Origin of the sequence: Bacillus cereus group sp. BceL220 (genome assembly GCF_051776965.1) — a bacterium.
Lineage (GTDB): Bacteria > Bacillota > Bacilli > Bacillales > Bacillaceae_G > Bacillus_A > Bacillus_A cereus.
This window is the reverse complement of record NZ_JBPWBC010000021.1, coordinates 1-12602: the sequence shown is the minus strand read 5'-3', so window position 1 is coordinate 12602 and position 12602 is coordinate 1. Positions and strand designations below refer to the sequence as shown.

Sequence of the window (12602 nt, the reverse complement as noted above, 5' to 3'; positions counted from 1 at the left end):
AATGGCTAAAGATGATGTAATTGAAGTCGAAGGTACCGTTCTTGAAACGTTGCCAAATGCTATGTTCAAAGTAGAATTAGAGAATGGGCATGTCGTATTGGCTCACGTTTCTGGTAAAATCCGTATGAACTTCATTCGTATTTTACCAGGAGACAAAGTTACGGTAGAATTATCTCCGTACGATTTAAATCGTGGTCGTATTACGTACCGTTTTAAATAATATAGCACTCCGTAATCTTTAAGGAGGTTCGAGACATGAAAGTAAGACCGTCAGTTAAACCAATCTGCGAAAAATGTAAAGTTATTCGTAGACGTGGAAAAGTAATGGTTATTTGTGAAAACCCTAAACATAAACAAAAACAAGGTTAATCAGAAGGAGGTGCATTCAGAATGGCACGTATCGCAGGTGTAGATATTCCTCGAGACAAACGCGTTGTTATTTCTTTAACTTACGTATTCGGCATTGGTCGCACAACTGCTGAAAAAATTCTTACTGAAGCTGGTATTTCTTCAGAAACACGAGTTCGTGATTTAACGGAAGACGAATTAGGACGTATCCGTGATGTTATCGATCGTATTAAAGTTGAGGGAGACCTTCGTCGTGAAGTATCTCTTAACATTAAACGTCTAATGGAGATCGGTTCTTACCGTGGTCTTCGTCACCGTCGTGGTTTACCAGTTCGTGGTCAAAATTCTAAAAACAATGCTCGTACACGTAAAGGTCCACGTCGTACAGTAGCAAATAAAAAGAAATAATAAGTAAAGGAGGTTGAACTAACAATGGCACGTAAAACAAACACTCGTAAAAAACGTGTGAAAAAGAATATCGAAGCTGGTATAGCTCATATTCGTTCTACTTTCAACAACACAATCGTAACACTTACAGATACTCACGGTAACGCGCTTTCTTGGTCTAGTGCTGGTGCACTTGGTTTCCGTGGATCTCGTAAATCTACTCCATTCGCTGCGCAAATGGCTGCTGAAGCTGCTGCTAAAGTTGCAATGGAGCACGGTTTAAAAACTTTAGAGGTTACTGTTAAAGGTCCTGGTGCTGGTCGTGAAGCTGCAATTCGTGCTCTTCAAGCTGCAGGTCTAGAAGTAACAGCAATTAGAGATGTTACTCCAGTTCCTCATAATGGATGTCGTCCGCCAAAACGTCGTCGTGTGTAATTTTTCTGTATAGAATTTTCCCTTTTGTCTATAATGGATATGATGCATTATCGAGAAATTTCGTACAGAAACATCGCTTGTTGTGCACAATCGGGAACTGCCTAAGGGGGACTTTCGGTTAGACAGGGGTTATACCTTTGTTTAACCGGGGTTTCGACGTTTTGAAGGAGGGTTTAGTTAATGATTGAAATCGAAAAGCCGAAAATCGAAACGGTTGAACTTAACGAAGATGCTAAATATGGTAAATTCGTAATTGAACCGCTTGAGCGTGGATATGGTACTACTTTGGGTAACTCCTTACGTCGTATTCTTTTATCCTCACTCCCTGGTGCCGCTGTTACTGCTATCCAAATCGATGGCGTATTACATGAATTTTCAACAGTTGAGGGCGTAGTAGAAGACGTTACGACGATCATCTTAAACTTGAAAAAGTTAGCTCTTAAAATCTACTCTGAAGAAGAGAAGACGTTGGAAATTGATGTGCAGGGCGAAGGTATTGTCACAGCTGCTGATATTACTCACGATAGTGATGTAGAAATCTTAAATCCAGATTTACACATTGCAACGTTAGCAAAAGATGCGCATTTCCGCGTGCGTTTAACTGCAAAGCGTGGCCGTGGGTATACGCCAGCTGATGCAAATAAAAGCGAAGATCAACCAATAGGAGTAATTCCTATTGATTCTATTTATACTCCAGTATCACGTGTGACTTACCAAGTGGAAAAGACACGTGTCGGACAAGTGGCTAATTATGATAAGCTTACGCTTGATGTATGGACGGATGGAAGCATCGGGCCAAAAGAAGCTATCTCTTTAGGTGCCAAAATCTTAACTGAGCATTTAAATATCTTTGTTGGTTTAACTGATGAAGCACAAAATGCTGAGATTATGGTCGAGAAGGAAGAAGATCAAAAAGAGAAAGTTCTTGAGATGACTATCGAAGAACTAGACCTTTCTGTTCGTTCTTATAATTGCCTAAAACGTGCAGGAATTAATACTGTACAAGAGCTTGCGAACAAAACAGAAGAAGATATGATGAAAGTTCGTAACTTAGGACGTAAATCCTTAGAAGAAGTTAAACATAAACTTGAGGAATTAGGTTTAGGTTTACGTAAAGACGACTGAGGATTTAAACCCATGAACAAAGGAGGGAACTACGAATGGCATACAGAAAATTAGGCCGTACAAGTGCGCAACGTAAAGCTATGTTACGTGACTTAGCTACTGATTTAATTATCAACGAGCGCATCCAAACGACAGAAACTCGTGCAAAAGAACTTCGTTCTGTAGTGGAAAAAATGATCACTTTAGGTAAACGCGGAGATCTTCATGCTCGTCGTCAAGCAGCAGCTTTCATTCGCAATGAAGTAGCTAACGCTGAGACTGGTCAAGATGCACTTCAAAAATTATTCGCTGATGTAGCTCCACGCTATGCTGAGCGCCAAGGCGGATACACTCGTATTGCAAAAATTGGTCCACGTCGCGGAGACGCAGCACCAATGGTAATTATCGAGTTAGTATAATGATAATTAAAAGGGCAGGACAGTTCTTTTCAAGAAACTGGTCATGGCCCTTTTTTTTAAATATAAAAATAGGCGAGCTTGGCGAAGGAAAGGGTGCCTTCTATTGAAAAAAGAGAAACTTCGGATAGGAAATATATCATTTCAATATCCTGGGGCAGCCACGTATGCATTAAAAGATGTTTCATTTTCCTTATATGAGGGAGAATGGGTATCTATTATTGGACAAAACGGTTCAGGAAAGTCTACACTTGCAAAATTATTGAATGGTTTGTTTTTGCCGGAAGCAGGGACTATTACAGTAAATGATTCAATGGTTTTATCAGAGGAAACGGTATGGGATGTTCGAAAACAAATTGGAATGGTATTTCAAAATCCAGATAATCAATTTGTTGGAACAACAGTGCAAGATGATGTTGTATTTGGCTTAGAGAATATCGGAATGCCCAGAGAACAAATGATTGAAAGATTAGAACAGGCCTTACGACTTGTCCGTATGGAAGATTTTCTTAATGATGAGCCTCATTCCTTATCTGGTGGGCAAAAGCAGCGAGTGGCAATAGCAGGCGTTTTAGCACTTCAGCCATCTATTTTAATATTAGATGAAGCAACGTCAATGTTAGATCCTCAAGGAAGACGTGAAGTAGTAGAAACGGTTAGACAACTTGTTAATCAAAAAGGTATTACTGTGTTATCAATTACGCACGATTTAGAAGAAGCGGCACAGTCAGATCGTGTCATTATTTTAAATAAGGGAGAAATATTAGAGGAAGGGACTCCAGAGAAAATTTTCAAGTCCTCTCATATGCTCCAAGAAATTGGCTTAGATGTACCGTTTTCGGTGAAAATAGCAGAATTATTAAAAAGAAATGAAATTATTTTGCAAAATACGCATCTTACAATGGAAAGCTTGGTGAACGAACTTTGGAGATTACATTCCAAAAAGTAGAACATCGTTATCAATATAAAACTCCATTTGAAAGACGCGCGCTTTATGATGTAGACGTGTCGTTTCCAAGTGGGGGCTATTATGCCATTATCGGTCATACTGGTTCAGGTAAGTCGACGATGATTCAACATTTAAATGGTTTATTGCAGCCGACAAATGGTACAGTTCAAATTGGTGAACATTTGATTTCGGCAGGAAAGAAAGAAAAAAAGCTAAAGCCACTACGTAAAAAAGTAGGGGTTGTCTTTCAATTCCCAGAACATCAGTTGTTTGAAGAGACTGTGGAGAAAGATATTTGTTTCGGCCCTACTAATTTTGGGGTATCTGTAGAAGAAGCGAAGCAAAAGGCAAGAGAGGCAATTGAACTTGTAGGGTTAGAGCCAGAACTGTTAACACGTTCACCGTTTGAGTTAAGTGGCGGGCAAATGAGGCGTGTTGCGATAGCGGGTGTATTGGCGATGGAACCTGAAGTGCTTGTATTAGATGAACCTACAGCAGGTCTAGATCCAAAAGGGCAGAACGAACTTATGCAGATGTTTTATAAGTTGCATAAGGAGAAGGGGCTTACAGTTATCCTTGTAACGCATAATATGGAGGATGCCGCTCAGTATGCGGAGCAGATTGTAGTTATGCATAAAGGAACGGTCTTTTTGCAAGGAAGTGCAGAGGAAGTATTTTCACATGCTGATGAACTAGAGAAAATTGGTGTGGATCTTCCTATGTCATTAAAGTATAAACGTGCAATTGAAGAGAAGTTTGGTATTTCAATTCCAAAGGCTACCTTATCTTTAGAGGATCTTACTCATGAAGTTGTGCAGGTGTTACGAAAAGGTGGTCATGAATCATGCAGCAGTTGATTATTGGGAGATATATCCCGGGGAATTCACTTATTCATCAACTTGATCCACGTACGAAGCTGCTGATTGTCTTTTTATATGTATTTGTTGTTTTCTTAGCAAATAATGCGATTTCATATGGATTTTTATTTTTATATGCACTCATTGCTTTATTTTTTGCAAAAGTGCCGATTCGTTATGTACTTTCGGGCTTAAAACCAATTTTATGGATTTTTCTTTTTACATTTTTCCTGCATATTTTTACAAATAAAGAGGGGGATGTACTACTCCAGCTTGGTTGGTTTTCGATACATGAAAAAGGATTAGAGCAAGGGATATACATTTCTGTACGATTCTTCGTTATTATTTTAATGACGACATTATTAACGTTAACGACGACACCTATTGAAATTACAGATGGTTTGGAGACGTTATTAAAGCCGTTGAAGCGTATAAAGGTTCCTGTTCATGAAATCGCATTAATGATGTCAATTTCTCTTCGTTTTATTCCGACATTAATGGATGAAACTAGTAAAATAATGAAAGCACAAGCATCACGTGGTATTGATTTCGCTGGGGGACCGATAAAAGATAGAATGAAAGCTATTATCTCACTGCTTGTTCCTCTGTTTATCAGTGCTTTTAAGCGTGCAGAGGACTTAGCTATTGCGATGGAAGCTCGTGGATATCAAAGTGGTGAAGGACGTACTAAATTTAGGCAACTACGCTGGAAAACAAGCGATACAGTAACGATTGTAAGCTTATTTTGTTTAGCTTGTATTTTGGCATGGGTGCGATCGTAATGGAGAATAGAGAAATGGATAGAATAAAATGTACGGTTGCATATGATGGCATGCATTTTTGTGGTTATCAAATTCAGCCGAAGCATCGTACTGTTCAACAGGAGATAGAAAAAGCATTACAGAAATTGCATAAGGGAGAACTTGTTCGTGTTCAGGCATCTGGTAGAACAGATTCTACGGTTCATGCAAAAGGACAAGTCATACACTTTGATACTCCTTTGTCTCTTGAAGAGTGGCAATGGAGTAACGCTTTAAATACAATGTTGCCAGATGATATTGTTATTAGGCAAGTAGAGAAAAAAACAGAAGAATTTCATGCACGTTACGGTGTCGAGAGAAAAGAATATCGTTATCGTGTATTATTATCAAAGACTGCGGATGTATTCCGTAGAAATTACGTATATCAATATCCATATCCGCTCGAAATCAAAAAAATAAGAAAAGCAATTCCGTATTTTATTGGAACGCATGATTTCACTTCTTTTTGTTCGGCAAAAACTGACAAAAAAGATAAAGTGCGAACAATTTATGAAATCGAGTTAATTGAGCAAGACGATGAATTAATTTTTCGTTTTGTAGGTAATGGATTTTTATATAATATGGTCAGAATTATTGTTGGTACGTTACTTAACGTAGGGCAAGGAAAGCTTGATCCTGATAGCATTCCAGAGATTTTAGCGAAACAAAATCGTCAGTTTGCTGGAAAGATGGCTCCAGGTCATGGGCTTTACCTATGGGAGGTAAACTATAACAACTAATCCTGGTGTAACATTTGCTTGACATTAGAAACTCAAAAGTATATCATAACATATGGTATTGTTTCTAAAACCACGATTAGCCCCGGAAGGAAATCGTGTTTAAGATAAACAATAGATTTTTTCTATGGAAAAGATAACGAGGAGGGAAACACATGCGTACGACTTTTATGGCAAAAGCTAACGAAGTTGAGCGTAAATGGTATGTGGTTGATGCTGAAGGTCAAACTTTAGGTCGCCTATCTACTGAAGTAGCATCCATTTTACGTGGTAAAAACAAACCTACATTTACACCACACGTTGACACGGGTGATCATGTAATTATTATTAACGCTGAGAAAATTCATTTAACAGGTAATAAATTAAACGATAAAATTTACTACCGTCACACTAACCACCCAGGTGGACTTAAGCAAAGAACAGCTCTTGAAATGCGTACAAACTACCCTGTACAAATGTTAGAGCTTGCAATTAAAGGCATGCTTCCAAAAGGACGCTTAGGCCGTCAAGTTTCTAAGAAACTTAACGTGTATGCTGGAGCAGAGCATCCACACCAAGCACAAAAACCAGAAGTTTACGAACTTCGCGGATAATTAATTAAAGGAGGGCTTACTTTGGCACAGGTTCAATACTATGGCACTGGACGTCGTAAGAGTTCAGTAGCGCGCGTACGCCTAGTTCCAGGCGAAGGACGCGTTATCATTAACGGTCGTGATTTTGAAAACTATATCCCATTTGCTGCATTACGTGAAGTAGTGAAACAACCTCTAGTTGCAACAGAAACTTTAGGTAACTACGATGTACTTGTAAACGTAAATGGTGGTGGATACACTGGTCAAGCTGGTGCTATTCGTCACGGTATTTCTCGCGCTTTATTAAAAGCTGATCCAGAATACCGTCTAACACTAAAACGTGCAGGTCTATTAACTCGTGACGCACGTATGAAAGAGCGTAAAAAATACGGTCTTAAAGGCGCACGTCGTGCACCTCAGTTCTCAAAACGTTAATTTTTGCGAACTACAAACCCCAACCATTTTGGTTGGGGTTTTTTTATGTTTCATTCCTCTTTTGTAATTTTTATAGCTTGGAATATTTTAGTGCTACCGCCGCGCGTATGCTTCTTCTTTAGAAGTTTAGACTAATACGTATTAGGGAGGTTTATAAGTACTATGAATGTCATTGTCAGCTTACAAGAAAAACAAAAAGAAAAGCAGTTAAAATACGAGCGGAAGATGTTGCGGGAATTATCATTAAAAACATTACGTTCAAATATTCGTGATGCCTTTCAAATGCAAGAGCTTCATCGTCAGTATGAAGATTACTGTATTGAATTAGGGATAGAATCTTATTTATTAGGAGCGAGATATAGTAAATTTGGTTATTATGGTGAATCGTTTTTTGATGTGAAATATAGAGCTTTAGAAGAAGAACAACAATTAACTGAAACGCTATTTCAATTTTTAACGAGTATGACTATGCGAGAAATAAAGTTGAAAGATGAGGAATTACTTTTTGAATCTTGTCAGCAGTTTATAGGATTGTGGTGGCAAGAAGGGTATGAAAAAGGTGAAAGAAGATATCGATTAAAGCTTCATTAAGACAAGCATAAACTTTCCTCTTGTCCCATATAAGTAATTAGAGGGACTAGCTGGAGGAGGAAAGGTATGAAGAGAATTCGAATTATCTCTTTTGCACTCGCTGCGGTTGTATTGTTTTTTTTAGTCAAACAAGAATTTCAAATTACAAAATCGTGGCGAGCTTGGAATTTACCCTTATCAGGGAAAGTAATTGTATTAGATGCTGGTCATGGTGGACCAGATGGAGGGGCTGTTGGAGGAAAGGATATTATAGAAAAGGATATTACGCTTGAAATTACAAAAAAGGTACAAGACTATTTACAAGAACAAGGTGCACTAGTTATTTTAACGCGTGAGGGAGATTATGATTTAGCTAACAAAGATACAAAGTCATATAGTAGACGTAAAGCAGAGGATTTAAAAAAACGTGTAGAAATCATCAATAAACCTGATGTAGACTTTTTTGCAAGTATTCATTTAAATGCTTTAACTAGTAGTGGATCGAAGGGCGCACAAACGTTCTATTACCGCTCTTCAATTGAAAATGAACGTGCTGCAAAATTTATACAGGCTGAATTGAGAACAAGTTTAGAGAACACGAATCGTTCTGCTAAGACAATTTCGCATGTGTATTTATTAAAGTATTCTAAAACACCAGGTGCTTTAATTGAAGCCGGCTTTTTATCGAATGTGAACGAAAGGTATATGTTAAATTCGGAGAAATATCAGCAAAAGGTAGCGGCTGCAATATACCGGGGTATATTACGCTATTTCACGGAAAAAGGAAATCCTCCAGAATAAGGAGGATTTTTTTGAGTTTCTCTCGTTAACGAAGTTTTCGGAAAATATGTTATACTGGAAATGTAAACGCATTTATTTCAAGAATAAGCAGAGATAAATTCAATTAACATTACGTTATTTTTCATACAGGGGGCTGGGCTAATTATGGTAACGAAAGAACAAGTGGTTGAAGCGTTAGAAGGGATTGTAGATCCGTTTTTACATAAAACATTAAAAGAAACAAGTGCAATTAAAGAGGTAACAGTCAAGCCTGAGAAGGAACATGTGAGTGTCAAAATTGCAATCGTAAAAACTGGTACAGCGGAACAAATGCAGTTGCAGTCTGGAATTGTAAAGTTATTAAAAGAACTTGGAGCAGCAACAGTTGGACTTCGTTTTGCAGAATTTACAGAAGAGGAATTAGCTCAGTTTGCACCAGAACAAGAAGCAGAGCAAAGTGAATCTTTATTGTCACCAAATTCAAAAACGACATTCTTAGCAGTAGCGAGTGGAAAAGGTGGCGTGGGAAAATCAACCGTTTCCGTTAACCTTGCAGTTGCTTTAGCTCGTTTAGGAAAAAAAGTTGGTATTATTGATGCGGACATTTACGGTTTTAGTGTGCCAGACATGATGGGGATAGAAAAACGTCCCATCGTAAGAGGTGATAAGATAATTCCGGTGGAACGTTTAGGTGTAAAGGTAATCTCAATGGGCTTCTTTGTAGAGGATAATGCACCAGTTATTTGGAGAGGACCTATGCTTGGGAAAATGTTAAACCACTTCTTCACAGAAGTAGAATGGGGCGATTTAGATTATTTAGTATTAGATTTGCCACCAGGCACAGGTGATATTGCGTTAGATGTGCACTCAATGTTGCCATCTTGCAAAGAGATTATTGTAACGACGCCGCATCCAACAGCTGCGTTTGTAGCAGCGCGTGCTGGAGCGATGGCATTACGCACTGAACATAGTATTCTCGGTGTTGTTGAGAACATGGCATATTTTGAAAGTAAGGTAACTGGTGAGAAAGAATATGTATTTGGAAGAGGTGGGGGAGATAAGTTAGCTACCGAACTACAAACAAATGTTCTTGGGCGTATTCCACTGCAACAACCCGATTGGAATAAAGAAGACTTTGCTCCTTCGGTATATGAAGATACACATACAACCGGCATTATTTATAGTAAAATAGCTGAAACAGTAATTGATAAAACAGCTGTTACACAAAAATAAAGCGAAACTTTAATCAGTGGGGCTCATCTGTTACTGGCAACAACTAGTAAACCTTTCGCTTAACTAGAGGGCCATTTTGTCTGTTAATAGCAAGATAAAGTAATAACGAGTGGACAATTTATACATTGTCCACTCGTTATTATAGTTATTATTTTTACTGTTCTTCCTTCTTCTCGCCTTGAGAACCGCCGTCACCGCCTGCTTCTTTCTTATCAGATCCACCTTTTTCAGCCTTTTGTACACCTTTACTAATGATATCAATCATCTTGGCTTGGAAGAGTGGACTTTCAGTAGTTTCTGTTAGTACTTGTTGTAGATATTGACGGTATTCTTTACTCTTCATTGTTTGTAACATCATTTTTTCTACTTCAGGATTTTTCATAATTTCTATAACGCCTGCTTGGTATTCAGGGTCTTTTAATAAGGTTTTCATTAATTGGGTTTGTTCTTTCCCCATACTTTTAGCAAACTTTGATGAGAACTCAGGATCTTTAAAGAGCTTTTCCCAGAATTGTTGCCCTTTATCGGATACCATGGCATCTTCAATCGTTTTCTTTACTACTGTTTCATCTAGTATGAGTGCTTGTTTCATTTTTTCATCAGTTAATACATCTTGAATAGCTTTCTTACCTTGATCTGTTTTTAAAATATCAACAATCATTTTCTTTGTTTGATCGTAATCTAGTTCGGATTTCGTTTCTTTTCCTTGTGCGCATGCTACAAGTGCGATAAGTAGAAAAGAAGAAACGAAAATGAATAGTATCCGTTTCATAAGTTGGAACTCCTTTCAGCACAGTTCTCTCTTTTTAATATAAATATCTTTAAGGAATTTATACATGAACATGGCTAGCTTTTTGAAATTGTCATTGATACAATTTAATTAGAAATATAAGGATAATGGGGGATGTGTTGTGAATAGCCGCAAGTGGGTACGACTATTTTTAACGACGTTGTTTCTTGGTGGGATTAGCACAGTTATTATTGGTTTTGTTTTGGAGTGGGACAGGTACAATGAATTTTTTCAAAATTTCGACGTTAAGGAGATTTTAGCGGTATCTTTCTGGTTGATGGGTGTAGGATTTATTTTTAGCGTTATAAGTCAAATGGGATTCTTTGCATATTTAACAATCCATCGTTTTGGACTAGGGATGTTTCGCTCATCGTCTTTATGGAATGCAGTCCAGCTCTTTTTTATTGCATTCGTATTATTTGATTTTGTGTATTTAAGATCTGTACTTATTGCAAATGGAGAAATCTCATTGGGGAATAACATACTTGTTGCTGGAATTTTATTTGTGTTTGGAGCAATTGTTGCTTATGTAAAAAGTAAAGAAACAAATAAAAAAGCATTTGTGCCAGCTCTGTTCTTTATGGTTGTTGTAACGATTCTTGAATGGGTACCGGCGCTTCGGATTAATGATACAGATTGGTTATATTTAATGGTTATACCGCTATTGTTATGTAATGCATATCAATTACTTGTATTACATCGTTTAATCGGAAAAACGAGTAAATCTGCTTAATAGAGAGAGGTTTTATATATCAGCAGTTATATTACTGGAAATGGTGTGATTAAAAAAGCTCTACCACCTTTTTGAAAGGTAGTAGAGCTTTTTATACGTGAAGAGTAGTAGGGACGAAGCTATTTCACATCTTCACTTTTCGTACTTGTGTTGGAAATAAGTTGTGATACGGATATTTGCTCATATCCATCACTTTTTAATTTTTGCAGGAGCAGCGGTAAAGCTCTATTTGTTTGAAGGGCAGAATCGGATGCGTGTAATAAGACAATATCTCCACCTTTCAAATTATTAGAGACGGTGGAAACGATGTGATTTACACCTGGGTTTTTCCAATCGTTGGAATTATTACTCCAATGCACGACGGTGTATCCGAGTGATTCTGCAATTTTAAGGGTTACCTTGTTAAATTCGCCACTAGGTGGACGTAACAGCTTGACTTGTTTTACCCCAAGTTTTGTAAAAACATCTTGTGCTCGTAAAAGGTCTCGTCTTATTTCGTTCGTCTCTAGAGAAGTATAGGATGTGTAATTGTAACCCATACTACCAATTTCGTGTCCATCTTTCATGATGCGCTCTACAATATCGGGGTGTCTTTCGGCCCATGCAGCAGAAAGGAAGAAGGTTGCATTCTTAATTTGTCTTTCTTTAAGAGTATCAAGGATTGGAATTGCTTTTTTGTCTCCCCAACTAATATCAAACGTAAATGCAACTTGCTTTTTAGCGGTATCTCCTTTGTAAATTACTTTAGGACCTGTAGCAGTTGAAAAAGCAGATTCATGTGAATATGTTTTTAAAAAGAGTAGCCATGCTGTAAATAAGGAAAGTATCACTATTAAGCTAATGTGTTTAAAAGTTCTCTTACTCGTAATAAAAAAGAAAAACATAATATTACGCCCCTTTGTCCAATCCTTTTCAGTTACATATATGCTGTAAATATAAAAAAGAGAACAAAGGATTAATATCGTAAGTAGTGGATATAATGAATGATAGGATTGTAATAAGTGAAAATGAGCGAAACGTTTATTGTTACGTAAGGAATTATTGAGGTGATCATTTGCTTGGGCTGATGTTGACAAAAGAAGAGAGAAAAGAGATGGAATACATATTAAAGAGAGAGTTAGAGGAACTTTTATTTGATTTTGAAGATGAGCGTATTCATGAAGTTGTAAAAAAGGCGATGGAAGAAAGATATAAAATCATTTTTTGTTTATTTCGGAGAGTTGCTAACGCAGAGGAATGTATTCGTTATGTAAGAAAAAGAACTTTTTATTAAAAAGTGTTGACGTTAATAGTTTGTATATGGTAAATTAATAAACGTCGCTGATGCGGAAACGCAGAAAACGACAAAAAAGAAATTGAAAAACTTAGTTGACATCGAAAAACGAAGATGTTAACATAAGGAAGTCGCAAATGAGCGACCAAGTAGTTCTTTGAAAACTGAACGAAACAAACAACG

Annotated in this window: 19 protein-coding genes; 17 read left to right on the top strand and 2 right to left on the bottom strand. The window is 37.4% G+C overall.

From position 1 onward, the window contains the following. Position 1: 1 nt before the first annotated feature. The 15 genes from infA to ACS2FK_RS27770 all read left to right on the top strand — a co-directional run bounded on the left by infA (position 2) and on the right by ACS2FK_RS27770 (position 9623). A complete protein-coding gene (gene infA / locus ACS2FK_RS27840) occupies positions 2-220 on the top strand; it encodes a translation initiation factor IF-1 (protein ID WP_001029884.1) in 219 nt (72 codons plus the stop codon). A gap of 35 nt (positions 221-255) precedes the next feature. Next, entirely contained in the window at positions 256-369 is a 114-nt protein-coding gene (gene rpmJ / locus ACS2FK_RS27835; RefSeq protein WP_000868344.1) for a 50S ribosomal protein L36, read from the top strand. 21 nt (positions 370-390) lie between these two features. After that, a complete protein-coding gene (gene rpsM, locus ACS2FK_RS27830; RefSeq protein WP_000090792.1) occupies positions 391-756 on the top strand; it encodes a 30S ribosomal protein S13 in 366 nt (121 codons plus the stop codon). Between the two features lie 24 nt (positions 757-780). Next, positions 781-1170 (top strand): 30S ribosomal protein S11, encoded by a 390-nt coding sequence (gene rpsK / locus ACS2FK_RS27825; protein WP_000101797.1) that lies wholly within the window; start codon positions 781-783, stop codon positions 1168-1170. A 180-nt stretch (positions 1171-1350) separates the two neighbouring features. Further along, positions 1351-2295: a DNA-directed RNA polymerase subunit alpha gene (locus tag ACS2FK_RS27820; protein WP_000569643.1), complete on the top strand. Its 945-nt coding sequence runs from the start codon at positions 1351-1353 to the stop codon at positions 2293-2295. Between the two features lie 35 nt (positions 2296-2330). Next, a complete protein-coding gene (gene rplQ, locus ACS2FK_RS27815) occupies positions 2331-2693 on the top strand; it encodes a 50S ribosomal protein L17 (RefSeq protein ID WP_000331490.1) in 363 nt (120 codons plus the stop codon). A 103-nt stretch (positions 2694-2796) separates the two neighbouring features. After that, the gene (locus ACS2FK_RS27810; RefSeq protein ID WP_000711762.1) at positions 2797-3639 is read left to right on the top strand and encodes an energy-coupling factor ABC transporter ATP-binding protein; all 843 of its coding nucleotides are present in this window, start codon (positions 2797-2799) and stop codon (positions 3637-3639) included. Beyond that, positions 3615-4496, top strand: a complete 882-nt coding sequence (locus ACS2FK_RS27805; RefSeq protein WP_000406539.1) for an energy-coupling factor ABC transporter ATP-binding protein — start codon at positions 3615-3617, stop codon at positions 4494-4496. Before ACS2FK_RS27810 ends, ACS2FK_RS27805 begins: the two co-directional genes overlap by 25 nt. After that, positions 4484-5278 carry an energy-coupling factor transporter transmembrane component T family protein gene (locus ACS2FK_RS27800; RefSeq protein ID WP_001186530.1) on the top strand — a complete coding sequence of 265 codons (795 nt, stop codon included), beginning with the start codon at positions 4484-4486 and terminating at the stop codon, positions 5276-5278. The genes ACS2FK_RS27805 and ACS2FK_RS27800 overlap by 13 nt, the downstream gene beginning before the upstream one ends. Positions 5279-5292: 14 nt before the next feature. Then, positions 5293-6036 (top strand): tRNA pseudouridine(38-40) synthase TruA, encoded by a 744-nt coding sequence (gene truA, locus ACS2FK_RS27795; protein ID WP_015055073.1) that lies wholly within the window; start codon positions 5293-5295, stop codon positions 6034-6036. 152 nt (positions 6037-6188) lie between these two features. Next, entirely contained in the window at positions 6189-6626 is a 438-nt protein-coding gene (gene rplM / locus ACS2FK_RS27790; RefSeq protein ID WP_001260795.1) for a 50S ribosomal protein L13, read from the top strand. A 21-nt stretch (positions 6627-6647) separates the two neighbouring features. Continuing rightward, on the top strand, positions 6648-7040 hold the full coding sequence (gene rpsI, locus ACS2FK_RS27785) for a 30S ribosomal protein S9 (RefSeq protein ID WP_000079986.1): 393 nt from the start codon (positions 6648-6650) through the stop codon (positions 7038-7040). Between the two features lie 162 nt (positions 7041-7202). After that, positions 7203-7631 (top strand): DUF2521 family protein, encoded by a 429-nt coding sequence (locus tag ACS2FK_RS27780; RefSeq protein ID WP_001101005.1) that lies wholly within the window; start codon positions 7203-7205, stop codon positions 7629-7631. A gap of 66 nt (positions 7632-7697) precedes the next feature. Further along, positions 7698-8411 (top strand): N-acetylmuramoyl-L-alanine amidase CwlD, encoded by a 714-nt coding sequence (gene cwlD, locus ACS2FK_RS27775; protein ID WP_000822439.1) that lies wholly within the window; start codon positions 7698-7700, stop codon positions 8409-8411. Positions 8412-8555: 144 nt separating this feature from the next. Then, positions 8556-9623, top strand: coding sequence for an Mrp/NBP35 family ATP-binding protein (locus ACS2FK_RS27770; protein WP_000256623.1), 1068 nt, complete (start codon positions 8556-8558; stop codon positions 9621-9623). Between the two features lie 154 nt (positions 9624-9777). Here ACS2FK_RS27770 and gerD read toward each other — a convergent pair whose 3' ends face one another. Beyond that, complete coding sequence (gene gerD, locus ACS2FK_RS27765) at positions 9778-10395, bottom strand: spore germination lipoprotein GerD (RefSeq protein ID WP_000821602.1); 618 nt, start codon at positions 10393-10395, stop codon at positions 9778-9780. A 139-nt stretch (positions 10396-10534) separates the two neighbouring features. On the opposite strand from gerD, the gene kbaA reads away from it, so the two are divergent. Beyond that, the gene (gene kbaA / locus ACS2FK_RS27760; protein ID WP_001088531.1) at positions 10535-11146 is read left to right on the top strand and encodes a KinB signaling pathway activation protein KbaA; all 612 of its coding nucleotides are present in this window, start codon (positions 10535-10537) and stop codon (positions 11144-11146) included. Positions 11147-11265: 119 nt separating this feature from the next. Here the strand turns inward: kbaA and pdaB are convergent, their stop codons facing one another. Further along, on the bottom strand, positions 11266-12030 hold the full coding sequence (pdaB, locus tag ACS2FK_RS27755) for a polysaccharide deacetylase family sporulation protein PdaB (RefSeq protein ID WP_000464718.1): 765 nt from the start codon (positions 12028-12030) through the stop codon (positions 11266-11268). A gap of 170 nt (positions 12031-12200) precedes the next feature. Here pdaB and ACS2FK_RS27750 point away from each other — a divergent pair, with 170 nt between their 5' ends. Beyond that, on the top strand, positions 12201-12419 hold the full coding sequence (locus ACS2FK_RS27750; protein ID WP_000901145.1) for a hypothetical protein: 219 nt from the start codon (positions 12201-12203) through the stop codon (positions 12417-12419). Positions 12420-12602: the final 183 nt, after the last annotated feature.